At 63.0% G+C, this 23,397-nt stretch carries 24 protein-coding genes; 9 read left to right on the forward strand and 15 right to left on the reverse strand.

Annotated elements, in window-relative coordinates:
• Window position 1: 1 nt before the first annotated feature.
• The 4 genes from B6V76_RS19970 to def (B6V76_RS13500) form a co-directional block, all read right to left on the reverse strand.
• On the reverse strand, window positions 2–160 hold the full coding sequence (locus B6V76_RS19970; protein WP_157771525.1) for a hypothetical protein: 159 nt from the start codon (window positions 158–160) through the stop codon (window positions 2–4).
• A 95-nt stretch (window positions 161–255) separates the two neighbouring features.
• Window positions 256–1,152: a methionyl-tRNA formyltransferase gene (fmt, locus tag B6V76_RS13490; protein ID WP_088727677.1), complete on the reverse strand. Its 897-nt coding sequence runs from the start codon at window positions 1,150–1,152 to the stop codon at window positions 256–258.
• Between the two features lie 3 nt (window positions 1,153–1,155).
• The gene (gene def / locus B6V76_RS13495) at window positions 1,156–1,656 is read right to left on the reverse strand and encodes a peptide deformylase (RefSeq protein ID WP_088723088.1); all 501 of its coding nucleotides are present in this window, start codon (window positions 1,654–1,656) and stop codon (window positions 1,156–1,158) included.
• Window positions 1,656–2,201 carry a peptide deformylase gene (gene def, locus B6V76_RS13500; RefSeq protein ID WP_088727678.1) on the reverse strand — a complete coding sequence of 182 codons (546 nt, stop codon included), beginning with the start codon at window positions 2,199–2,201 and terminating at the stop codon, window positions 1,656–1,658. Before def (B6V76_RS13500) ends, def (B6V76_RS13495) begins: the two co-directional genes overlap by 1 nt.
• A gap of 129 nt (window positions 2,202–2,330) precedes the next feature.
• Between def (B6V76_RS13500) and B6V76_RS13505 the strand changes: the two genes are divergently transcribed.
• Window positions 2,331–3,506: a MalY/PatB family protein gene (locus B6V76_RS13505; protein WP_088727679.1), complete on the forward strand. Its 1,176-nt coding sequence runs from the start codon at window positions 2,331–2,333 to the stop codon at window positions 3,504–3,506.
• A 46-nt stretch (window positions 3,507–3,552) separates the two neighbouring features.
• Here B6V76_RS13505 and B6V76_RS13510 read toward each other — a convergent pair whose 3' ends face one another.
• Complete coding sequence (locus B6V76_RS13510) at window positions 3,553–3,924, reverse strand: hypothetical protein (RefSeq protein WP_075775432.1); 372 nt, start codon at window positions 3,922–3,924, stop codon at window positions 3,553–3,555.
• Between the two features lie 171 nt (window positions 3,925–4,095).
• Here B6V76_RS13510 and B6V76_RS13515 point away from each other — a divergent pair, with 171 nt between their 5' ends.
• The gene (locus tag B6V76_RS13515) at window positions 4,096–5,274 is read left to right on the forward strand and encodes a lytic murein transglycosylase (RefSeq protein ID WP_088727680.1); all 1,179 of its coding nucleotides are present in this window, start codon (window positions 4,096–4,098) and stop codon (window positions 5,272–5,274) included.
• A gap of 18 nt (window positions 5,275–5,292) precedes the next feature.
• Here B6V76_RS13515 and B6V76_RS13520 read toward each other — a convergent pair whose 3' ends face one another.
• Together B6V76_RS13520 and B6V76_RS13525 are read right to left on the reverse strand one after the other, a co-directional pair.
• Window positions 5,293–6,627, reverse strand: coding sequence for an HlyD family type I secretion periplasmic adaptor subunit (locus B6V76_RS13520; RefSeq protein WP_166504595.1), 1,335 nt, complete (start codon window positions 6,625–6,627; stop codon window positions 5,293–5,295).
• A complete protein-coding gene (locus B6V76_RS13525; protein ID WP_075775435.1) occupies window positions 6,624–8,387 on the reverse strand; it encodes a type I secretion system permease/ATPase in 1,764 nt (587 codons plus the stop codon). Before B6V76_RS13525 ends, B6V76_RS13520 begins: the two co-directional genes overlap by 4 nt.
• A gap of 226 nt (window positions 8,388–8,613) precedes the next feature.
• Here B6V76_RS13525 and B6V76_RS13530 point away from each other — a divergent pair, with 226 nt between their 5' ends.
• Both B6V76_RS13530 and B6V76_RS13535 read left to right on the forward strand, forming a co-directional pair.
• On the forward strand, window positions 8,614–9,378 hold the full coding sequence (locus B6V76_RS13530; RefSeq protein WP_088727682.1) for a VacJ family lipoprotein: 765 nt from the start codon (window positions 8,614–8,616) through the stop codon (window positions 9,376–9,378).
• On the forward strand, window positions 9,341–9,964 hold the full coding sequence (locus tag B6V76_RS13535) for an ABC transporter substrate-binding protein (protein WP_088727683.1): 624 nt from the start codon (window positions 9,341–9,343) through the stop codon (window positions 9,962–9,964). Before B6V76_RS13530 ends, B6V76_RS13535 begins: the two co-directional genes overlap by 38 nt.
• Before the next feature lie 92 nt (window positions 9,965–10,056).
• Here B6V76_RS13535 and B6V76_RS13540 read toward each other — a convergent pair whose 3' ends face one another.
• Complete coding sequence (locus B6V76_RS13540; RefSeq protein WP_088727684.1) at window positions 10,057–12,261, reverse strand: transglycosylase domain-containing protein; 2,205 nt, start codon at window positions 12,259–12,261, stop codon at window positions 10,057–10,059.
• A gap of 270 nt (window positions 12,262–12,531) precedes the next feature.
• Between B6V76_RS13540 and B6V76_RS13545 the strand changes: the two genes are divergently transcribed.
• Both B6V76_RS13545 and B6V76_RS13550 read left to right on the forward strand, forming a co-directional pair.
• Complete coding sequence (locus B6V76_RS13545) at window positions 12,532–12,870, forward strand: P-II family nitrogen regulator (protein WP_075775438.1); 339 nt, start codon at window positions 12,532–12,534, stop codon at window positions 12,868–12,870.
• 24 nt (window positions 12,871–12,894) lie between these two features.
• Window positions 12,895–14,232 carry an ammonium transporter gene (locus tag B6V76_RS13550; RefSeq protein WP_088719786.1) on the forward strand — a complete coding sequence of 446 codons (1,338 nt, stop codon included), beginning with the start codon at window positions 12,895–12,897 and terminating at the stop codon, window positions 14,230–14,232.
• 72 nt (window positions 14,233–14,304) lie between these two features.
• Here the strand turns inward: B6V76_RS13550 and B6V76_RS13555 are convergent, their stop codons facing one another.
• The 6 genes from B6V76_RS13555 to smpB form a co-directional block, all read right to left on the reverse strand.
• Window positions 14,305–15,867, reverse strand: a complete 1,563-nt coding sequence (locus tag B6V76_RS13555) for a DHA2 family efflux MFS transporter permease subunit (RefSeq protein ID WP_088727685.1) — start codon at window positions 15,865–15,867, stop codon at window positions 14,305–14,307.
• A gap of 3 nt (window positions 15,868–15,870) precedes the next feature.
• Window positions 15,871–17,001, reverse strand: coding sequence for an HlyD family secretion protein (locus B6V76_RS13560; protein ID WP_075775441.1), 1,131 nt, complete (start codon window positions 16,999–17,001; stop codon window positions 15,871–15,873).
• Window positions 16,994–17,446, reverse strand: coding sequence for a MarR family transcriptional regulator (locus B6V76_RS13565; protein WP_075775442.1), 453 nt, complete (start codon window positions 17,444–17,446; stop codon window positions 16,994–16,996). Before B6V76_RS13565 ends, B6V76_RS13560 begins: the two co-directional genes overlap by 8 nt.
• 141 nt (window positions 17,447–17,587) lie before the next feature.
• Window positions 17,588–18,769: an amino acid aminotransferase gene (locus B6V76_RS13570; protein ID WP_088727686.1), complete on the reverse strand. Its 1,182-nt coding sequence runs from the start codon at window positions 18,767–18,769 to the stop codon at window positions 17,588–17,590.
• Entirely contained in the window at window positions 18,769–19,626 is an 858-nt protein-coding gene (gene sseA, locus B6V76_RS13575) for a 3-mercaptopyruvate sulfurtransferase (RefSeq protein ID WP_088719783.1), read from the reverse strand. The genes B6V76_RS13570 and sseA overlap by 1 nt, the downstream gene beginning before the upstream one ends.
• Before the next feature lie 83 nt (window positions 19,627–19,709).
• Window positions 19,710–20,183: an SsrA-binding protein SmpB gene (smpB, locus tag B6V76_RS13580; RefSeq protein WP_075775444.1), complete on the reverse strand. Its 474-nt coding sequence runs from the start codon at window positions 20,181–20,183 to the stop codon at window positions 19,710–19,712.
• 104 nt (window positions 20,184–20,287) lie between these two features.
• Between smpB and B6V76_RS13585 the strand changes: the two genes are divergently transcribed.
• Entirely contained in the window at window positions 20,288–20,737 is a 450-nt protein-coding gene (locus tag B6V76_RS13585) for an ion channel (RefSeq protein ID WP_075775445.1), read from the forward strand.
• A gap of 69 nt (window positions 20,738–20,806) precedes the next feature.
• On the opposite strand, the gene B6V76_RS13590 is transcribed toward B6V76_RS13585, so the two are convergent.
• The gene (locus tag B6V76_RS13590; protein WP_075775446.1) at window positions 20,807–21,259 is read right to left on the reverse strand and encodes a DUF302 domain-containing protein; all 453 of its coding nucleotides are present in this window, start codon (window positions 21,257–21,259) and stop codon (window positions 20,807–20,809) included.
• A gap of 166 nt (window positions 21,260–21,425) precedes the next feature.
• Between B6V76_RS13590 and msrP the strand changes: the two genes are divergently transcribed.
• Both msrP and msrQ read left to right on the forward strand, forming a co-directional pair.
• On the forward strand, window positions 21,426–22,355 hold the full coding sequence (gene msrP / locus B6V76_RS13595) for a protein-methionine-sulfoxide reductase catalytic subunit MsrP (protein WP_088727687.1): 930 nt from the start codon (window positions 21,426–21,428) through the stop codon (window positions 22,353–22,355).
• Window positions 22,355–22,960, forward strand: a complete 606-nt coding sequence (msrQ, locus tag B6V76_RS13600) for a protein-methionine-sulfoxide reductase heme-binding subunit MsrQ (RefSeq protein ID WP_240497108.1) — start codon at window positions 22,355–22,357, stop codon at window positions 22,958–22,960. Before msrP ends, msrQ begins: the two co-directional genes overlap by 1 nt.
• Window positions 22,961–23,397: the final 437 nt, after the last annotated feature.

A 23,397-nucleotide genomic window follows, 5' to 3' on the forward strand; every position in this document is an offset into this window, starting at 1 on the left:
CTCAAACTTGGTGACCGGGAAACACGCGCAAGGCGAGCAGTGTCAGCACCACGAGCACGGCCCAGCCTCCCGGGCGCGCGAGCAGCCAGATGGCGAGTGCGAAGCCGATCCCGACGATGCGGCTGCCTGCCGTCGCGAGAAAGCCGAACAGAACGCCCATCAGGCGAACTCACTCATGCGGGGGGTCATCGACTGCTCCTTGTGGTTTTCCCGCAAGTCTGCCGCAAGTTGTGCGTTTTGGGAAGGTAGTTGCGCTCAGCTGAGGCAAGCGGGCAGGCGCAGGCCGCGCAAGACGTCGTCGCCCGACATCGGACGCTTGCCGGGGCGCTGCGCCTCGAGAATTTCCAGCGCGCCAGTGCCGCAGGCAATCGTAAACCCGTCGAGGATTTCGCCCGGCGCGCCACTGCCCTCTGCCGGGGCGGCGCGCAGCAGCTTGATCCGCTCACCCGCGATCTCGGTCCAGGCGCCAGGGAAGGGCGAGAGGCCGTTGATATGGCGGATCACCTCGTCGGCCGGGCGCGTCCAATCGACCCGCGCTTCGGCCTTGTCGATCTTCGCGGCATAGGTGACGCCATTCTCCGGCTGAGGCTGAAGGATCAGCGAGTCGATCTCGGACAGCGCATCGAGGATCAGCCGGGCGCCCATCGCGCTCAGCCGGTCATGCAACTCGCCGGTGGTCTCGGTCGCGCCGATCTCGGTCGCTTCGCGCAGCAGAACCGGCCCGGTATCGAGTCCGGCTTCCATCTGCATGATGCAGATGCCGGTCTGGCTGTCGCCTGCCATGATCGCCCGGTGGATCGGCGCGGCCCCGCGCCAGCGCGGGAGCAGCGAGGCGTGGATATTCAGGCAGCCCTTCGCGGGCGCATCCAGAATGGCCTGCGGCAGGATCAGCCCGTAGGCCACGACGACCGCGATATCGGCATTCAGCGCGGCGAAGGCTTCACGATCCTCGGGTGCTTTGAAATTCCGCGGGGTGCGCACCTCGATCCCCAGTTCCTCGGCCTTGGCATGGACCGGTGAGGGGCGCTCTTTCTTGCCGCGACCGGCGGGGCGGGGCGGCTGGCTGTAGACGGCGACAACCTCATGCGCGCCGGCCAGCGCCTCCAGAACGGGGACGGAGAATTCCGGCGTTCCCATGAAGATGACGCGCATCGCTTAGCCTTTCGCGAGTTTCTTCGACTTCTGCACCAGCATCTTGCGGCGCAGAGGCGAGAGATGATCGACATACATCTTGCCGTTGAGATGGTCGATCTGGTGCTGGACGCTCGTCGCCCAGAGGCCCACAAAATCGCGGTCCTCCATCTCGCCGTCTTCATTGAGGAAGCGCACCGTCACAGCGCGGGGCCGCTCGATCGGGGCGAAAACGCCGGGCAGGTTGGGCGAGGCCTCCTCGTGCTTGCGCATCTGCACCGACGCATGCAGCACTTCGGGGTTCGCCATCCGCACGGCCTGACCGCGCTTGTCCGACGCATCGACGACCGCAAGCCGCATCATGATGCCGATCTGCGGCGCGGCGAGGCCGACGCCGGGCATCGCGTCCATCGTCTCGACCATGTCGTCCCAGATCATCCGGACGGTTTCGGTGATCGTCTCGACCGGCTCGGCCTGGCGATGCAGGCGGCGGTCGTCATAGGGGATGAACGCGCGCGCGGCCATCAGAGGATCGGATCCTTGGTGGCGCCCGCACGGGCGCGCTCGCGCTTGAGCTTCTCCATCTTGCGGGTGATCATCTTGCGCTTCATCGGACCGAGATAGTCGATGAACAGCTTGCCGTTGAGATGGTCGAACTCGTGCTGAGCGCAGGTCGCCCAAAGCGCGTCGAACTGTTCCTCATGGCTTTGCCCGTCGAGGCCGAGCCACTTCATCCGCACCTCGGAGGGACGCGTCACCTCGGCATATTGATCCGGGATCGAGAGGCAGCCTTCCTCGTAGACATTGGTCTCTTCCGAAGTCCAGCTGATCTCGGGATTGATCAGGACCATCGGCTCGGGGGCCGCTTCCTTGTCCTTCACGCAATCCATCACGAAGATCCGCTTCATCACGCCGACCTGCGGCCCGGCCAGGCCGATGCCGGGCGCGTCATACATGGTCGCGAGCATGTCATCGGCGAGCTTGCGGATCTCGTCGTTAACTTCGGGCACCGGCTCGCAGACCTTTTTCAGGCGCGGATCGGGATGGATCAGGATCGGTCGTAGCGTCATGGGCAGGGATTTAGGCGAAGCAATGCCTCTGTGCAATGGCGGCGGTGATTGTGCCAGTGACAAAACGCCGTTTGTAACCCGGCTTCGCTTTTGCTCAGATGCGCCCAATCCGACCAGAGAGAGGCGCAAATGAGCAAACCCGACTTCGACGAAATCATCGACCGCGTAGGCACCCATTCGCAGAAATGGGACGCGATGGAAAAGGTTTACGGCGTGTCGCCCGAAGACGGGATCGCGATGTGGGTCGCGGATATGGATTTCCGCCCGCCCGTCTGCGTTCAGCGCGCGCTCGAGGAGATGGTCGGGCAGGGCATCTATGGCTATTGGGGCGGCGAGGACGAGTACCGTGCCGCGATCCAGTGGTGGATGCGCGAACGGCACGGCTGGGAGATCGAACCGGACTGGATCTTCACGACCCATGGGCTGGTCAACGGCACGGCGCTCTGCGTCGACGCCTATACCGATCCGGGCGATGCGGTCGTTCTGATGACGCCGGTCTACCACGCCTTCGCGCGGGTCATCCGTGCGGCCGGGCGCGAGGTGCGCGAATGCCCGCTGAAGCTGGTCGATGGTCGCTACGAGATGGATTTCGACACCTGGGACGGGTTGATGACCGGGGCCGAGAAGATGCTCGTCCTCTGCTCGCCGCACAACCCCGGCGGCCGCGTCTGGACCCGTGCAGAACTGGAAGCCACGGCCGAGTTCGCGAAGCGCCACGGGCTGGTGCTGGTCTCGGACGAGATTCACCATGACATCGTGATGCCGGGCGAAACGCATATCCCGATGGCGAACGCCGCGCCCGATCTGCCGCTGGTGATGATGACGGCCACCACGAAGACCTTCAACATCGCGGGCACCCACACCGGAAACGTGATCATTGCGGATCCGGACCTGCGCGCCCGATTCGCAAAGCGGATGGCTGCCTTGGGGATTTCGCCCAACAGTTTCGGCATCGCGATGGCGACGGCAGCCTACAGCCCCGAGGGCGCCGCGTGGGTCGATGCGCTGAACGCCTATCTCGACGAGAACCGGCGCATCTTCGATCAGGGGATCGCAGAGATTCCAGGACTGCATTCGATGCCGCTCGAGGCGACCTATCTTGCTTGGGTCGACTTCTCCGGCACCGGAATGGAGCCCGAGGAATACCAGTCGCGCGTTCTGAAAGAAGCGAAGATCGCGGTGAATCTCGGCGCGACCTTCGGAGCCGGGGGCGAAAGGTTCCTGCGCTTCAACCTCGCCACGCCGCGGGCGCGGGTGCGCGAGGCGGTCGACCGACTGCAGGCGGCCTTCGCTGATCTGCAATGAAAAAGGGCCGGTTTTCCGGCCCTTTCCTTTGAAATCTCTCGCTCGCTCAGAGCTTCGTCAGGTAGCCCGAGAGAGTCGGCGCTTCCTGCACGAAGTCCAGCGCTGCGCGATCGCTGACCGCGGTTTCCCGCTTCACGGTGCAGATCAACTCATGGCCCTGAATCTCCGACGCCACGATCAGGCAAGTCGCGACATGGGTCTCGCCGTCGTAAAGATCGACATGACCGCGCAGATGCGTGACCTCGTCCGCGTCCAGCGCGAATCCGCCTGGAACCCGGCGCAGCACCGGCCAGATCTGGCCGCCCGCGAGAACCCGCAGGCGCGCCTTTTTCGCCGCATCGCGCTTCTGCGCGGCGCGCAGTCCTTCAAGGACCTCCTTGGGCAGGAATTCCATGACATCCTCCAACAGCTTCCCCATGCTCCATGCTGATCACACCAATGTAAAAAGCAAGTTAACCATTTAGATGATCCGATGCTGCGTCTGCGAAGAGTGCTGAAATTGCAACGGCTTGCACGGCTGACGCATCGGGTTGTCGCTCTGGGTCGCCCAAGATAGCGTTGAGGGTAACCGCGCAACCCGGAGGCTCCCATGCGTAAGGCTTTGCTCATTCTGACCTTCGCTTTCTCGCCCATGCTCACCCCCGGCTTGGCCCATGCGCAGTGCGGCGGGAGCTGGTCCGGTTTCCTGTCCGGAATTCGCAGCGATCTGCAGTCGGCTGGACTGAACGCGCAACAGGCTGATGCGTTCCTCGCCGGTGCGCGGCAGAGCCCGGCCGTGCTGCGGGCGGACCGGGCGCAAGGGGTGTTTCGCAAGACATTCCTCGAATTTGCGAGCGCGGTGATCAGCAAGAATCGGATGGTTAACGGGGCAAAGAACGCCAAGCGCTATGCGAAGACCTTCGACCGGATGGAGCAGACCTATGGCGTCTCGCGCGGGGTGCTGCTGGCATTCTGGGCGCTCGAGACGGATTACGGCGCGGTGCAGGGCGATTTCAACACCCGCAATGCGCTTCTGACGCTGGCCCATGATTGCCGTCGGCCCGCGCTGTTCCGCCCGCAGGTGATCGCTGCGGGCAAGCTTTTCCGGCGCGGCGATTTTGACCCCCAGCGAACCACCGGTGCCTGGGCGGGAGAAATCGGGCAGGTGCAGATGCTGCCGGACGACATCCTCCGCAACGGTGTCGACGGCGATGGCGATGGGCATGTGCGCCTGAAGACGTCCGCCCCCGATGCGCTGATGTCGGGAGCGAATATGCTGCGCGATATGGGTTGGCGGCCGAACGAGCCGTGGATGCAAGAGGTCACGGTGCCTGACGATCTCGATTGGTCCAAGACCGGGCTGACGACTGAATTGCCGGTCTCCGATTGGAAGGCACGCGGGGTGCGCGCGCGGCAAGGGCAGCTTGCCAGCAGCCTGCGCGGATCGATCCTTTTGCCGATGGGGCGCAAGGGGCCCGCCTTTATCGTCTATCCGAATTTCCGCGTGCTGTTCGAGTGGAACAAGAGCTTCGTCTACGTCACCAGCGCGGCCTATTTTGCCACACGCCTCGAAGGAGCGCCGCGCCTCGATCCCGGCGCGCCGGAACCGGGACTGAGCGTGGCGCAGATGAAGCGGCTGCAGCAAAAGCTCGTTGCGAAGGGCTATGACGTGGGTGCGGTGGACGGCATCCTTGGCGCGAACACTCGTAACGCAGTCCAGACGGCGCAGGAGAAGCTTGGACTGCCTGCGGACGGTTGGCCGACGCGCGTCTTGCTCGATCGGTTGTGACCGTGTCGGGCCGAACCTTCATCCTGCCGCTCCCCCAAGTGCGAAGAAATCGAGGAAGGGGCTGAGCAGGTAGCGGATCGGCGAGACCGGCGCGGTTTGCAGGAAGACCTCTGTGGGCATCCCGGGAACCAAGAGGGAGCTTTCCTGCGTGTCGAGCTGCCCAATGTCGAAGGTGACCTGCGCTTGGTAATAGCTCTCCCCCGTCACCGGGTCGGTCAGCGTATCGGGGGAAATCCGGGTGAGCTTTCCGATCAAATCGCTGGATATTCGCCGCGACAAACCGGGGAAGCGCAGGATCGCGCTCTGGCCTGCTGCGACGCCATCGACGTTGATCGGATCGATCCTGGCATTGATAACAAGCGGCCGTCCGGTTTCGACGATCGCCATCGCCATTTCCGCCGGGCGCAGCACCGCGTGCGCGCCGCGCAGACGTACGTCGTGCACCGTGCCGTTGACCGGGGCGCGCAGGGTGCGCCGCGCCAGTTCGCGGCGCAGATGGGTCGCGCGCGCCGAGAGTTCGATGGCACGGGCGTTGCGGGACTCGAGTTGCGATTCGATTTCCTCCCGGCGTTGCGACTGCAGCCGCGACGCGGTGAGTACCACGCCGCCGCTTTGCACCGTAAGTTGCGTTTTCTGGGCGCGCAGCGCGCCGAGTTGTCGCTCCAGCGAAACCTGTTCGCGGGTGAGTGCGAGGATTTGCGCCGAGGTCGCAAGTCCACGATCCTTTAGCCGTTCGCGGAGGGACAGTTCCTTTTCGATCAATCGCTCCTCGCGTTCCAAGGCCGAGACCTGAGTGTCGATTCCGTCGCGCTGGGCGCTGATTTGCTGGATCTGCCGCGCCATATCCGCGCGTTGCTGGGCTAAAGATTGTTTGCGGGCCTCGAAAATAGCCTTCTGCCCCTCGACCAGCTTCGCGACATCTTCGCGGTGCTTGGCCGCCTCCCACAGGCTTGCCGGATAAGCGATCCTTTCGGTCCCGTCTCGTTCGGCCTGCAGACGCGCCCGCTGGGCCTGAACCGCGTACTCCGAGGCTTCCACGATAGCCAGCTCGGTGCGGATATCATCCGCATCGAGCCGTATAAGCACTTGGCCGCGGATGACGTGATCGCCGCTTTTGACGTAGACTTTATCGATGATCCCACCCGTCGGATGCTCGATCACGTGTCGGGAACTATCGACTTCGATGCGGCCCGAGGCTTGGATCAGTCCGGCGAGCCGCGTGAAGGTCAGCCATATGGCGCATCCGATGAACAAGGCGACGATCGCTGCGAGACCGCAGCCGATCGGAACGCGATGGAGCGAAGAGGCCTGGCGACGGCACTCCTGTCCTGAACGGACGTCCGCGTCACTCACGCCGCACTGTCCGCGGCGGGCACAACACGGGATTTGGTGGCCGAGGCGATCATGCGCTTGAGAACGTCGTCGCGCGCGCCGAGCGCGCGCTGCGCACCTCGATCGAGCACAAGGATACGGTCGCATTCAGCGAGTGCCCCGGGACTGTTGGTCATCACGATCGCCGCGCCGCCATGCGCTTTCAGATCGCTCAGCATCGCATGCAGGCCCGGCCCGGCATCACCGTTGAGCAACAGGTTGGGCTCGTCGAGAACGAGGAGTATCGGATCGTGATAGAGCGCGCGCGAAAGCGCGACGAGCTGGCGCTGACGATCGGAAAGCGATGCTCCCTCGAACTCGATCGGCGTGTCATATCCGGCGGGCAGTTTGAGAATCATCTGGTGCGCGCCAGCACGTTTTGCGGCGGCGATGACCCGGTCCTTGTCCGGCGCTGGATCGAGCCGGGCGATATTCTCGGCTACCGTGCCGGGGAAAAAGGAGATCGATTGCGGCAGATAACCGATCAGCCGCCCGAGGTTGTCGCGGTCGTATTGGTCGAGCGGCACATCGTCGAGGCGGATCGTGCCGGCGCTGGGGCGGTGGAAGTTGCACAGGCTGCGCGCGAGAACTGATTTGCCCGCACCGAGCGGACCGATCACCCCGAGCGCTTCGCCGGGTTCGAGTGAGAAGCTGATCATGTCGAGCGTCGCGCGGTCGGACGTCGCAGGGCGAATGGTGAGGCCTTCCACGGTGAGCTGGGGCTTCGGCGTGATCCATTCGGAGCCCTTTCGCTCCGGCGGGTGGGCGCCGAGAAGGGCAGCCAGCCGGTCGCGAGCAAGGCTGGCGCCCTGCCATTGCGTCCAGCCGCCCACGGCGAGTTCGACCGGCGCGAGCGCACGGCCCATTAGGATCGAGGCTGCGACCATCGCCCCGGCGCTCACCTCGCCCTGCAGTACCAGGTAGGCGCCGAGGGCGAGCATCGAGGTTTGCAGGAGCAGCCGCAGGGCGCGCATCACGGCGTGGAAGCTGCCGCTGACATCCGTGGTGTGAATTGCGTTGTTCATGGATTCGTGCCGTGCCGCCTGCCAGCGCTTGAAACCGCTTTCGCGCATGCCAAGCGAAACGATGGTTTCGATCTGTCGAAGAAAGTCGTTTCCCAGGTAGCGGGCCTTGTTCTCCAGCTGCGCCGTCTCATCCAGCCGCGCGCGCGTGACGAATTGCGTCGCGAATGAAAGCAGGATCAGTGCGGCGCCCCCGGCGAAAGCCAATGCGCCGAGCCAGGGATGGAAGACGAACAGCACCCCGAGATAGAGCGGCGTCCAGGGCAGATCGAAAACCGCTGCCGCGACTGGGGAGGCATAGTAACGCTGTAGAATTTCCAGATCGCGCAGGGCGTTGTTGGACGACCGCTCCTGCGTGTTGACCGTCGCGTCGACGATGGCGGCGTCGAACACGCGCCTTTCGAGGCCGCGCTGATGATCCGCGCCGATCCGGGCGAGCAGGCGGCCCCGTGCCCAATCGAGCACGCCCATCATCATGAAGAGAAAGGCGACCAGCAGGAAAAGGTTGATCAGCGTCGGCAGCGATCGTGCGGGCAGCACGCGGTCGTAGACCTGCAACATGAACAGGGGCCCGGCGAGGACGAGTACATTGATGAAGGCGGCGAATATCGCGACCAGTGCAAATTGCCCACGCACCCCGCGCAGCAGGCGGGCCATTTCGCGTCGGCCCTTGATGATGTTGCGTTTGATGACCGCTTCTTCGGTGTTGGAATATGGCATCGTGCCCTCCCCGAGATGGGGGCGCTGCTTGGAGCGCCGCGCATGTCGAAAGTGGCGCACGCGCGCTGAACAGGGCGTTAATTCCCTCGATCTTTTTCGTTCAATTCTATCGAACGGGTCCGGAACTCCGGAGTTCTGCGTGTCTCGCGTTGCGACAAGGCCGGATGCGCTCTATCTATTTCAGGACTGAAGCCGCAACGAAGGGGGAGCGACTTTGGCGCAGTGGATGGAACAAAGAGCTTCGGCGCGTCCGCGCGCGCTACGGCCTGCGGTGGCTTTGATTGCGGCGCTCGCGCTGGGGATGGCCGCCTGCGCGCCTGCACCGCCCGCAACGGGTATTCACGACCCCTACGAGGCCACCAATCGCAAGACCCACGCGTTCAACAAGCAGCTTGATTCGACGTTCTTCCGGGGCGATCCAGCCGATACGAGCCCGCCCGGTCCGCTCACGAAGACGCTTTATAACGTCGGCAGCAATCTCAGCCTTCCGGGCAAAGTGCTCAACTCGCTCCTGCAAGGGCGCCCCGAGCCGGCCGTGAAGAATACTTTCCGCTTCTTCATCAACTCGACGATCGGGCTGGGCGGCATCTTCGACCCGGCGGGGACTGATTTTTCGCTGCCCGAGACGGATACCGATTTCGGCGAGACGCTGCATGTCTGGGGCGTGGGCGAAGGAAATTACCAGGAATTGCCGATCTTCGGCCCGTCCACGACGCGCGATACGGTCGGGATGGTGGTCGATTTCGTGATCGATCCGCTGAACGCACTGCCCGACAAGGAGCGGATCGCCGCGGGAGCGCTGCGCTTCGGCGGCAAGATCGCGAAGCGCGACATGTATGGCACGACTGTCGATTCGATCCTGTACGATAGTGCCGACAGCTATGCCCAGAGTCGGCTTCTGTATCTGCAGAACCGGCGCTACGAACTCAACGGCGAGGAGGCCAGCGATGCGAATGCCTACGATCCCTACGAAGACTTACTGCCGCAGTAGGCGATATGTTCTGGGCCTCGGCGCGGCGGGTGTCGCGACGGCCCTGTTGCCGGGGTCGGCTTTCGCGCTGACGGATGCACAGGCGCGGTCGCTGATCCAGAAAGCGGTGAACGATGTAAATGCGGCCATCGCTTCTGGTCGCACCGGTTCCGCCCTCTACGCGATGTTCGAGCGGATTTTCGCGAGATATGCCGATGTGAACGTCATCGCGCGCTCGGCGTTGGGCGTCGCGGCGCGGCAGGCGAGCCCGGCGCAGCTCTCGGCCTTCACCAAGGCGTTCCAGGGCTATCTTTCGCGCAAATACGGCAAGCGCTTCCGAGAGTTTCAGGGGGCGAAGTTCCAGATACAGGGCGCGCGTCCGGTCAAGACCTTCTACGAGGTCAAGACGCTCGCGAGCTTGCCGGGGCAGGCGCCGTTCGAGGTTCTGTGGCAGGTCTCCGATCGCTCGGGCAGCGACAAGTTCTTCAACCTGATCGTCGAAGGGGTGAACATGCTCGCCTCCGAGCGTGCGGAGATCGGTGCGATGCTCGACCGGCGCCGCGGCAATATCGACGCGATGATCGAGGACTTGAAGCGGGCCGGGTAAGCGGTTCGGGTTTCGGCCCGGCTGAGCGCCTGTCGAGAAGAAGAACGCCCGGGCCAGCGGTCCGGGCGTTCTTCTTTTTCGGGTCTGCTCGCTCAGTTGCCGCCGAAGATGTTGAGCAGCTCGTTCAGAATCGACTGAGACGGGTCGCGGCGTTGCCGTTGCGGCTGTCGCTGGGCAGGGGCTTGGCCCGCACTCTGGTTTTGGCCCTGATATTGCTGATCCGGCACCTGCCAGTCGCCCGGATGGGCCATCGGCAGCGGCTTGGGATCTTCGCCGTCGAGCACGCGCTTCATCGTCTCGTGGAAGATCTCGGCGGGCAGGCCGCCTCCGGTGGTGCCTTTCAGCGGCGAGTTGTCGTCATTGCCCATCCAGACGCCGACCACGTAGTCGGAGGTGAACCCGATGAACCAGGCATCGCGGGCGCTCTGCGTGGTGCCGGTCTTGCCCGCGATCTCGTAGCCGTCGATATTGGCGCGGCGGCCGGTGCCGTGCAGCACGACCTGGCGCATCATGTAGGTCAGCTCCTGTGCGGCTTTTTGCGAGATTACCCGCTCACCGATCCCGCCGGGTTTGCCGAAGAGCGGTTGGTCGTCGCCCTTCAGTGTCAGCGAGGTCAGGCCATAGGGTTGCACCGAGGAGCCGCCATTGAGGATTCCAGCATAGGCCCCCGTCATGTCGAGCAAGTCCGACTCCCCGACGCCGAGCGCCACCGAGGGCAGGTTCGGCAGGTCCTGCGCGAATCCGAAGCCTTCCGCGACCTTGATGACGTTCTCACGGCCAACGGCCTCGGAGACGCGCACGGTCGCGACGTTCACCGAATGCTCCAGTGCGGTCGTCAGCGTGATCGGCCCCATGTAGCTGCGCTCGTAGTTGCGCGGGCTCCAATCGGGCGAGCCGGGCATCTTCACCGTGACCGGCGCGTCATCGACCATCGAATCCGGCGTGTAGCCCAGATCTAGCGCGGTCGCGTAGACGAAGGGCTTGAATGTCGAGCCGGTCTGGCGTTGCGCCATCGTGGCGTGGTTGAACGCTCCCGAGACCTTCGTGGCCCGACCGCCAACCATGCCCCGCACGGCGCCATCCGCGCTCATCACGACGATCGCGGACTCGGCTTTTGACCCCTTCGAGACCTTGTTCTCGTAGACCGATTTCATCGCGTCTTCGGCGGCGGACTGGATGCGCTGATCGAGCGTGGTGTTGATGACCACGTCCTCGGTCGTGTCGCGCGACAGGAAGTCGGGGATGGTGTCCATCACCCAATCCGCGAAATAGCCGCCTGCGCGTTTCTGCGCCGCTTGGCTCAGCGTCGCGGGGTTGTTCTTCGCGTCCAGATATTGACGATCCGTCAGGTAGCCCTGCTCATGCATCAGGCTGAGCACGGTCGCGGCCCGCTCCTGCGAGCGCTTCAGGCTGGAGGTCGGGGCGTAGTAGCTCGGCGCTTTCAGAAGGCCCGCCAACATTGCAGCCTGCTGCGGATCGACATTCGCTGCCGAGATGCCGAAATAGCGCTCGGACGCGGCCTCGAAGCCACGCGCGCCGGCCCCGAGATAGGCGCGGTTGAGATAGATCGAGAGGATTTCGTCCTTGGAGTATTTCAGTTCCAGCGCGAAGGCGTAGGGGACTTCCTTGATCTTGCGGCGCAGACCGCCCGAACGGCAGTCATTCTCATAGGCGGCTTCGTTCTTCCACTTCTTCGGGTCGAACTTCACGCCGAGGCAGAGAAGCTTGGCGGTCTGCTGCGTGATGGTCGAGCCACCGTTGCCGTCAAACGGGCCGCGCCCTTCGCGCATGTTGATGGCCATCGCCGAGGCGATGCCGCGCGGCGAGATGCCGAAATGATGGTAGAAGCGGCGGTCCTCGGTCGCGACCACGGCGTCGCGCAGATAGGGGGAGACGTTCTTCGCGTCGATCTGCCCGCCGAAGGTTTCGCCGCGCCAGGCGAAGACCTTGCCCTGATCGTCGAGCATAGTGACCGAGCCGCGCGTGCGGCCGTCGAGCAGCTTCGTGTAGTCTGGCAGGGTCGAGTAGAAATACAGGGTCGCCGCGCCCACCACGAGCGCGACGATCATCGCGAGTCGCCAGCCGATTCCCCAGATCACGCGCCAGATCAGCCGCGCGAGGCCGATGATCAGGCCGGTGACCGGTCCGTGCCGCCGGGGAGGCTTGCCACCGCCGCCGCCGCCGCGGCGCGCAGTCTTGCGCGGCTTGGCGGGTTTCGATGCCTTGGGTTTCTGCTTCGAAGAGGAATAGCGTTTGTCGGCCACGAGGCGCCCGCGCCCTCCGCCTTTCTGAGTCATCTGCCTGTTCCGCTGCCTGCGTTTTAATTTCGCGCAATCTACACGGGCCGACCCGAGATGTGGACCCGCGAAAAATCACGTTTCAGATTTGCAATGTGACTAAAAATTAGGCAACGCGCACAAATTGTGCAAATTAGGGCCTGAATCCGCTGAATCTGCCAGTCGGACGGAACCTCGTTTCCTTGTGCGAAAGGGGCGCAGAGGGCCTCTTATCACCGTGCGATGTCGCCAAGCGGGCATCGAAAGGGCTGAACAAGGAAGGGATGTCAGGTGAAACTCATCATTGCAGCAATCAAGCCGTTCAAGCTGGAGGAGGTGCGCGAGGCGCTCACCACCATCGGCGTACGCGGAATGATGGTGACCGAGATCAAAGGCTTCGGTGCCCAGTCGGGTCACACGGAAATCTATCGTGGCGCCGAATACGCCGTGAACTTCGTGCCGAAGGTCAAACTGGAGATCGTGGTCGCTGACGGCCTCGCCGACGAGGTGGTCGACACGATCATGAAAGCCGCGAAGACCGACAAGATCGGCGACGGCAAGATCTTCGTTCTCGATGTCGGGCAGGCGGTTCGCGTGCGCACCGGCGAAACCAATGACGACGCGCTTTAAGACGCGACAGGGGAAAGTAGGAAAATGAACAAGCTTTCGAAAATCACCGGCCTTGCGGTCGCACTGACCGCGGTGGCTCTGCCGGCGCTGGCCCAGGATGCCGCCGCGCCTGCGGCGATGGATCCGCCGGCCAACGAGATCGGCTTCATCCTGAACACCTTCATGTTCCTCGTCACCGGTTTCCTGGTGATGTGGATGGGCGCGGGCTTCTCGATGCTCGAGGCTGGCCTCGTACGCTCGAAGAACGTGACCATGCAGTCGCTCAAGAACATCGCGCTCTTCGCGATCGCGGCGATCATGTACTATCTGATCGGCTACAACCTGATGTATCCGGGCGACGGCTGGTCGATCAACGGCGTGCTCGGCGCTTTCTCGACGACTTCGCTCGAGCCTGTCGGCGTCGGCGCGGATTCGGTCGACCTGACCTACGCTTCGGTCGGTTCGGACTTCTTCTTCCAGCTAATGTTCTGCGCCACCACGGCGTCGATCGTTTCGGGTACGCTGGCCGAGCGCATCAAGCTGTGGCCGTTCCTGATCTTCACCGTGATCCTCACGGGCTTCATCTACCCGATCCAGGCTTCGTGGAAATGGGGCGGTGGCTTCCTTGACGCCGATTTCGGCTTCCTCGACTTCGCCGGCTCGACCGTCGTGCACTCGGTCGGTGGCTGGGCAGCTCTCGCTGGTGCTCTGATCCTCGGCCCGCGCATCGGCAAGTACAAGGACGGCAAGGTCCAGGCGATGCCCGGTTCGAACCTGACGCTCGCCACGCTCGGTACCTTCATTCTGTGGCTCGGCTGGTTCGGCTTCAACGGCGGTTCGCAGCTCTACATGAACACCGTGGGCAACGTCGCCGATATCTCGCGCATCTTCGCCAATACCAACACCGCAGCAGCCGGTGGCGCGATCGCTGCGCTGATCCTGACCCAGATCCTCTACAAGAAGCCGGATCTGACCATGGTTCTCAACGGCGCTCTGGCTGGCCTCGTGTCGATCACGGCCGAGCCGCTGACCCCGAGCCTCGGTGCTGCGACCATCATCGGCGCGATCGGCGGTATCATCGTGGTCCTGCTGGTTCCGATGCTCGACAAGCTGAAGATCGACGACGTCGTGGGCGCCATCCCGGTCCACCTCGGCGCGGGTATCTGGGGCACGCTGGCGGTTCCGATCACCAACCCCGACGGCACCTTCTACGGTCAGATCGTCTCGATCATCATCGTCGGCATCTTCGTCTTCGTGGTCTCGGCAATCATCTGGTTCATCCTCAAAGCCGTGATGGGCATCCGCGCTCCGGCCGAGGACGAGATGATGGGTCTCGACAAGGCGGAACTCGGCATGGAAGCCTATCCGGAGTTCGTCAACTAAGACGCCGCATCCAAGACAAGCGAAAGGCCCGGGAGCGATCCCGGGCCTTTTTCCATTGCGTCTGGTGTCGGCTTACTCGGTGACCGGAGCGCCTTGTTGCGTCTGCTGTCCGCCTCTGTTCTGGTAATCCGGCTTGCGCAGGAAGAAGACCAGCGGGATGGCCGCGAGTGTGACCCACATCATGAACTTGAAATCGTCCACGTAAGAGATCATCGCCGCCTGTTGCGTCGCGAGGTTGTTGAGCACCTCGAGCGCGGCCTCTCTCGAGATGCTGCCTGCACCGTTCATCACGCCCGAAAGGTTCTGCGGATTGATCGCAGAGACGATCTCGGCATGGTTCACCGCGATGTTGTGCGTCAGCAGCGCGGTCACGATCGAAATCCCGATGGACGAGCCGATATTGCGCAGCAGCGAGAACAGCGCCGTGCCGTCGCCGCGGTACTTGGGGTCGAGCGTGGCAAAGGCCAGCGTCGAGATCGGCACGAAGACCGAGCCCAGCCCGAAGCCCTGGATCACGCCTGAGACGATGATCCATTTCGGACCCATCTGCGGCGAGAAGGTCGACATCATGTGCAGCGAGTAGGCAGTGAAGGACAGCCCGACGACCACGAGGATGCGGAGGTCGATGACCTTCACCAGCCGCCCGATCAGCAGCATCATGATCATCGCCCCGACCCCGCGCGGGGACATCACCAAGCCCGTCGTCAGCGTCGGATAGCCGAAGATATTCGACAGCATCGGCGGCAGCAGCGCCAGCGAGGCGAGCAGGATGATCCCGATCACGAAGATGAACAGCAGCCCCATCGAGAGGTTGCGGTCGAGGAACATCTTCGGTTCGAGGAAGGGCTTTTTCGCGCTGAGAATCCAGACGATGAAGACCCAGAACCCGCTGATCGCTAGCGCCGCCTCGATCCAGATTTCGCGCGAGGCGAACCAGTCGAGATCGGAGCCCCGGTCGAGCATCATCTGCAGCGCGCCGATCGCCACCGCCAGCGCCGCGAAGCCGAAGAAGTCGAAGCCGATCTTCTTCTTGGGCGTTTCAGGCAGGAAGAAGAGCGACCCCGCGATGGCGATCATGCCGAGCGGCACGTTGATGTAGAATACCCAGCGCCAGTTGATCACCTCGGTCAGGTAACCGCCGAGCGTCGGGCCGATGATCGGGCCGAGCATGATGCCCGCGCCGAACATCGCCATCGCCTGCCCGTGCTTCTCGCGCGGGTTGATGTCGAGCATGAAGTTCTGCGCGAGCGGCACGATGGCCGCACCGAACACGCCCTGCATGAGGCGGAAGATCACCATCACGTCGAGCGACCACGCGATCCCGCAGAGCATCGAGAAAACCACGAAGCCGATCACCGCGACCATGAAGATCTCGCGCCGCCCGAAGCGATTGGCGAGCCAGCCCGACAGCGGCGTCACGATGGCCGCGGCCACGATATAGGAGGTCAGCACCCAGTTGATCGTGTCGCGCGACGCGCCGAGATCGGCGCGCATGTCGGGCAGGGCCACGTTCGCGATGGTGGTATCGAGCACCTGCATGATCACCGCCAGCATCAGCGACGCCATGATCAGCGCGCGATGCTGGACGTTATGCGGGTCGATTCCCTTGGGTTCCTTTTCGGCGGCGTCAGCCATGGCTTACTGCCCCTGTTCGGTCGTGCCCGCCACGGCGGCCGAGCTGTTGGCCTTGTCGAGGATACGCTTGTAGCGCGGTTGCGAGGCGGTATCGACGGTGACGCTGGCCGAGAGACCCGCGCGCAGGCCATCGAGGTTTGCGCCATCGTCGAGCCGCAGGCGCACCGGCACGCGTTGCGTCACTTTCACCCAGTTGCCGGTCGCGTTCTGCGCCGGAAGGATCGAGAACTCCGCCCCGGTGCCTGCGCCGACGGCCTCGACCGTCGCGTGATATTCGCGATCGGGGAAAGCGTCGAATTCGACGGTGGCCGACTGGCCTTCTTGCATGTGGGTCAGCGCGGTTTCCTTGAAGTTCGCGATCACCCAGACATCGCTCGTGTCGACCAGCGTGAAGAGGCTTGTCCCCGCGCCGACCATCTCGCCCGCCTTGAAGGAGGCGGCCTGATAGATGATGCCGTCGGTGGGCGCATCGACCTCGGTCTGCGAGAGATTGTATTTGGCATCGTTCACCGCCACGATCGCCGATTTCACCGAGGGGTGTTCGTCGACCGGGATCTCGGGATTGCCGTCGAGGGCGACCTTGGCTGAGGCCACCTTCTGCTTGGCGGCGGCCAGCGTGTTCTGCGCGGCTTGCGTGGCCGTGCGCTGTTGGTCGAGCGCCTGCTGCGTGGTGGTGCCGGATTTGATCAGCTTCTCCTGACGGGCGAGCTGTTTCTCCTGATAGGCGGCGTTGTCGGCAGCCTGTTTCTCGTCGGCGAGCGCGGCCTTGTAGGAGGCGCGCAGCTGCTCGACCTGCAGGCGGGCTTGCGAGAGCGCGGCCTGCGCCTTGGCCAGTGCCAGCTCGTAGGGTTTCTTGTCGATCTGGAACAGCGGCGCGCCTTTCTCGACGTGCTCGTTGTCATGCACGAACACCTCGGTCACACGGCCCGAGATCTGCGAGGCTACCGGGATTCGCGCCATCTGATAATTGGCGTTGGCGGTGCTTTGCGAGCCACCGGCGCTGAGCCAGTACCACGCGCCACCCAGTACGATCAGGGCGGGCACGAGAATGAGGAGCCAGAATTTCGGCCCCTTCTTCTGTTTCTGTTTCGATTGGGTTTCCGCGCTCTCGGCGGTCGGGTTCTGGTCACTCATGATGTGTCTCTGACGTGGAGGAGGTGTCTTCGGAGAGGTTACGGATGATCTGGCGCAGGGTGTTCAATGCGGTCGCGATTTCGTCATCGCTCAACCCGGCCAGCGCCTGTTCATAGATGTCGTCCGCGATCGAGCGCGCATCCTCAAAGGCGTTGCGCGCCTTGACCGAAGGGTGCACGAGCTTGACGCGGCGATCATTCGGATCAGCTTTGCGGCAGACCCAGTCGGCTTCTTCCATGCGGTCGACGAGGCGCGAGACCGAAATCGGTTCGATCTCGAGCAGCTCGGCCAGCCGGGCCTGCGCCAGCGCGCCTTCCTTCTTGAGGTAGACGAGCAGCCGCCACTGCGCGGTGGTCAGGCCGAATTCGTTGGCGCGTGCCTCGAAGCGACGGCGGATCAACCGCGTCGCGTCGTGCAGGAGAAAACCTAGGCTCTGATCGGGCATCCGGAGCTCCGTTGAAATTAAAGTAAGCTTCTATATTATGAGCCTGCTTATTATTTCAAGGGCGCAAGGCGGAAAATTCCGCTACGAAAAACGGCGACCCGAAGGGGCCGCCGTTTTGAATTTCTATTCTGTGGTAGGTGCTTAGACGCCTGCGTCTATCAGTGCGCGGGCCAGCAGCGGCACGCTGTTCTTGTTCAGGCCCGCGATGTTGATCCGCGAGTCGCCGACCATGTAGATCGCGTTGCCTTCCTTCATCGCGGCGACCTGCTCGGGCGTGGCGCCAAGGCGCGAGAACATGCCGCGATGCTCTGCCACGAAGTCGAAGCGGTCCGAGTTCGACAGCTTGCGCAGCTCGTCCGCGAGTTGCTGGCGCAGTTCCAGCATGCCGGTGCGGACATCTTCCAGCTCGGCTTCCCAATCGGCGCGCAGTTCGGGATCGGTTAGCACGCGGGTGACCAGCGCCTGCCCGTGATAGGGCGGGAAGGAGTAGGTCTGACGGTTGAGATAGGCGAGGTTGCCCTGCACGGTCTTCTTAGTCTCTTCCGAGCCCAGAACCATCAGGCAGCCGGTGCGCTCGCGATAGATGCCGAAGTTCTTTGAGCACGACGCCGCAATCAGCACTTCCGGCAGACGCTCGGCGATCAGGCGGGTGCCTGCCGCATCCGCTTCCAGACCGTCCCCGAAGCCCTGATAGGCGAGGTCAATCATCGGCACGGCGCCGGTTTCCTGAAGCAGATCGGCGACCTTGCCCCATTGCTCGAGCGTCAGGTTCGCGCCGGTCGGGTTGTGGCAGCAGCCGTGCAGCAGCAGGATGTCGCCTTCCTTGGCGCCCTTCAGGTCTTCAATCATCGCGTCGAAATCGACCGAGCGGGTCTCGGAATCGAAGTAGCGATAGGTGGTGAAGTCCTGATCCATGAATTTCAGGATCGAGAGGTGGTTCGGCCAGGTTGGATCGGAGACCCAGATTTTTGTGCCGGGGTTCGCCATCCGCGCAAGCTCGAAGCCCATCCGGCAGGCGCCGGTGCCGCCCACGGTTGACAGGCAGGCCAGACGGTCGGCCGGATAGCCCTTGCCAAGAACCATCTCGGCCATTGCGGCGTGAAATTCCGGCTGACCGGCGAGGCCCGCGTATTTCTTGGTGGTCTCGTTTTCCCAGACCTGCTTTTCCGCCTTGTGGACGGCGCGCATGATCGGGGTTTCACCTTCGGCGTTCTTGTAGACGCCGACGCCGAGATCGACCTTCTGGTCGCGCTCATCGGCGCGGTATTCTTCCATCAGCGCGAGGATCTTGTCCGGCGCCTGCGGCTTGAGATTGTTCAGCATCATGCTTCTCCCGTTGCGACCTTGAGGTCGTTATACATGCCCCATTCCGACCAGGACCCGTCATAGAGCGACCAGTCCGACTTGCCGATGATCTCCAGCGCGAGCGCGAGAATCGCGGCGCTGACGCCGGAGCCGCAGGTCGTGATCGCGGGCTTCGACAGGTCGACGCCGGCGGCCTCGAACAGGGCCTTGATCTCGTCGGGGGATTTGAAGGTGCCCTCGGGGGTCAGCAGTTCGCCGAAGGGCAGGTTGCGCGAGCCGGGGATGTGACCCGAACGCAGTCCTGGGCGCGGCTCGGTGCCGTTGCCGAGGAAGCGATCGTTCGGGCGCGCGTCGATGATTTCGTGATCGCCAAGCTTGCTGGCATGGGCGACCTGCGTGACGTCCTTCACCAGACCGGACTGGCGCTGCACCGTCATGTGACGGTCGCGGACCATCGGCGGCATGTCTTCGAGCGGACGGCCTTCGGCCTCCCATTTCGGCAGGCCGCCATCAAGCACGGCCACATCCGTCTTGCCCATCAGGCGGAAGGTCCACCAGACGCGCGGCGCGGAGAAGACGGAGTGCTGGTCGTAGATCACGACCTGATGGCCGTCGCCCACGCCCATCGCGCGCATCCGCGAGATGAATTTCTCGGGCGGCGGCGCCATATGCGGCAGGTCCGAGCGGTTGTCGGAGATTTCGTCGATGTCGAAGAAACGCGCGCCGGGGATATGCTTGGCCTCGTAGGTCGCCTTTGCATCTCGCTCCATCTGCGGCAGGAACCACGACGCGTCCAGAATGCGCAGGTCGGGATCCTTCAGATGGGCTGCGAGCCAATCCGTCGATACGAGCGTTTTCGGGTCATCCATCGTCATGCGCCTCTTTTGCCGGTCGGGATTGCTTAGACTCAGCGGTGCGCAAGACGCAAGGGCAGGGCGGGTAAATCCGCCCGATGCCCCTAGTAATTCTGCTTGAGAAGGCGCTGTTTCTGGCGGTTCCAGTCGCGTTTCGCCTCTGTTTCGCGCTTATCGGCCTGTTTCTTGCCCTTCGCGATACCGATCAGGATCTTCGCGATGCCCTTCTCGTTGAAGTACATCTTCAGTGGCACGATGGTCATCCCCTCGCGCTGGGTCGCATTCCAAAGACGTGAAAGTTCGCGCTTCGACACGAGCAGTTTGCGCTTGCGCCGCTCCTCGTGGCCGAAATGCGAGGCCTGGTTCAGGCTCGCGATATAAGAGTTGATCAGCCACAATTCGCCATCCTCAACGGAGGCATAGCTTTCCGCGATGTTCGTCTGCCCGACGCGCATCGATTTCACCTCTGAGCCTTGCAGCACGATGCCCGCCTCCAGAGTATCCTGGACGGCGTAGTGATAACGGGCCTGCCGGTTCTCGGCGATCAGCTTGGAATTGGGGTCTGAATGCTTTGCCATGGTCGCATCGAGATAGGGCAGGCAAGCGGCTGTGTCCAGTGCGGCACCGCTGCGCTTGACGTGGGTGCGGCGGCGCGAAATAGCTAGGGCAGGAGGAGACGCCCATGACCATTCAGATCGCGATCGGTTCGGTGATGATGCTCTTGACCGTGTGCATCGCCGCGCTCAGCGCCTGGGCGATCGAGGCGACATTCGCGCGGCTTCACTGGTGGATGCTGCGCGAGCCGCACCGCCCGAAACTGATGCTGATGGTTGTCGTCGCAGCTCTTTGGGCCTTGGCGATGGTCACTGCCGGCGTCTGGCTCTGGGCTTTCTGCTTCCGCCTCCTCGGCGTGTTCCACACGATGGAGCAGTCGGTCTATTTCTCGCTCGTGAGTTTCACAACGCTGGGCTATGGCGACATTCTGCTGACCCATCAATGGCGCATCCTTGGCGGGATGGCCGCGGCGAACGGGCTGCTGAACGTGGGGCTTCTGACCGCGCTGCTGGTCGAGGTGATCCGCCATGTTCGCAAGAGCCAGCTGGAGGCGCGGGCCGAGCGAGGCGCGAGTTGAGCGGAGCGCTCGCGCGCGCGAGTGCGCACGCGAACTATATATATATATATCAGTCAGTCGAGATATCGGTCAGTCGAGCATCAGCGCATCCTTGACGATCCCGGTCAGAAGATCGGTCACCGGTTGCATTGATTCCTGCTCGTAGGAGCGGAAGCCGACGGTCACGTGATCGGTGTCCTCGGGGGTCTGGTAGACGAAGATCGTGTAGGGGCAGAACTGAAAGTTGGTGATGTCCGCCTCCATGACCTCGCGCGAGGTCTGCGCCGAGCAGAAGGAGAAGACGTCCGCGCCGGTGAACAGCGTCTTGGTGCCGCCCACGGCGTCTTTCGTGCGTTCCAGCATATCACCGGTATGGCTGACGTGATCGACCACGAGCCCCGCCCCGATGATCGCGTTCTGCACCGCGAAGGTGACGTTGTCGAACGTGTCTTCGGTGGTCCAGGTGTGGGCTTCCTGAGCCGTTGCCGCGCTCGCGCCCACGGTGATGACCGCCGCGAGTGCGGCGCCGATGAAGCGTTTCATCTCTCTCTCCCTTGTCTCCCGATCGGGCGCCTTGGCGGCGCCCGTTGATCCAGTCTCGATAGTGGCGCGTATTTTTATACGTGCCTAGAGGTAACAATGTCGCTGTAAGTTCCGAAGTGTAAGCGACGGGCACCGCTCCATATGTAGGGGCAGAGAGGAGATTTCCATGCGCAAGACGAGACCAACCGACCCGAGCTGGGCCGATGTGACTCCCAAGGCCGACTTCCTGAACCGCCGCCAGATCATGGCGGGTGCCGGGGCAATGGCACTTGGTGCGATCGCCGGACCGAGCTTTGCCAGCATCGACGCGAAACCGTCGAAATTCTCGACCGACGCCAAGCCGAACACCCTCAAGGAGATCACCTCTTACAACAATTTCTACGAGTTCGGCTGGGACAAGTCCGATCCCGCGCAGTATGCGGGTCAGCTGGTGACAGACCCGTGGTCGATCGAGATCGACGGCATGGTCGACAAGCCCGGCTCCTATCCGCTCGACGATATCCTCAAGCCCGTGACGCTCGAACAGCGCATCTACCGCTTCCGCTGCGTCGAGGCATGGTCGATGGTCGTGCCTTGGATCGGGTTCGAGCTTTCGAGCCTGCTTAACCGCGTCGGCGTGCAGCCGTCCGCGAAATACGTGGCCTTCCAGACGCTCTACCGTCCCGAGCAGATGCCGGGCCAGAAACAGGGCGGCATCGACTGGCCCTACGTCGAGGGGCTGCGCATCGACGAGGCGATGAACCCGCTGACCATTCTGGCGACCGGCCTCTATGACGAAGAGATGCCAAACCAGAACGGCGCGCCGATCCGTCTGATCGTGCCGTGGAAATACGGGTTCAAGTCGATCAAGAGCATCGTGAAGATTTCGCTCACGGATAAGCAGCCGCCGACGACCTGGAACAAGTTGCAGCCGCGCGAATACGGCTTCTATGCCAATGTGAACCCGAAGGTGGATCACCCGCGTTGGTCGCAGGCCACCGAACGGCGCGTGGGCGCGGGTCTCTTTGCAGGCCGTCAGGAGACGCTGATGTTCAACGGCTACGGCGAAGAGGTCGCGCAGCTCTACAAGGGCATGGACCTCGCGAAGTACTATTGATGAACAGCGCAATGCTCTCCGCCCCGATCAACACCGCGCTGCGTCGCGTGCCCAGCTGGTTGGTCTATCTCGCCGGGCTGATCCCGCTGGCATGGGTGGTCTGGCTGACACTGACCGGCGGCATCGGTGTCGATCCCGTGAAAGGGATCGAGCATCGTCTGGGCAAGATCGCCTTGTGGTTCCTGATCGGCGGGCTGGCGATCACGCCCGCGCGCCGGTTCCTCGGTCTCAACCTGATCAAGTATCGCCGTGCGATTGGCTTGCTGGCCTTCTTCTACGTGGCGCTGCACCTGATCGCCTGGGCGGTGCTGGATATGGGCATGCTCTGGGGGCAGGCGGCGCGCGATCTGATCAAGCGCCCCTACCTCTTCTTCGGCATCTCCGCCTTCGTGCTGCTGATCCCGCTGGCGATCACTTCGAACAACGCTTCGGTCCGCAAGCTGGGCAAGACGTGGCGGCGGATTCACATGCTGGTCTATCCGGCCGTCGCGCTGGGTGTGATCCACTACCTCTGGCAGATGAAAGTCATTTCTAATGAGGGTTGGCTCTGGCTCGGGGTGTTCGCCGTCCTCATGGCTGTCCGATTTCGTTCATTTCGTTGGTGACTTGGTTTGGTTTGCGGGGTGCCGTTGGGGCATGCCTGGCAGGAGGTTTCGCGTGGGTGGGTGATTTGCGCAAGATTCTTCCCTGCGCTGTTTTGGCGTGAGCTGGTTGCATTTGCGGTAGTGTAGAAAGTGTAGATATTTCAGTGTGTTGAGTGATTTGTCGGAGAAAAGCGAAAGTTTTTTGAAAAAGGCACTTGCGACTCCCCGGTGTGATCCGTAAATACCGCCTCACCGAAGCGGAACACACCGCAACGGGGCGCCGGAAAGGCTCGCAAGGGACTGACGGCGAAGGAAATTTTGGAGATACGGTTGGCAGGTAGCGCCCCAAGGGATTGAGGCGATGCCGGTTGATTTTGTCTCCGCGCTCTTTGACATTGATAGATATCTGAAGAGATATGCGGGCGGTTTGGTCGATGATCGATGCGGACCGGAGCATA

This window comes from Thioclava sp. IC9 (genome assembly GCF_002213225.1).
GTDB lineage: Bacteria > Pseudomonadota > Alphaproteobacteria > Rhodobacterales > Rhodobacteraceae > Thioclava > Thioclava nitratireducens.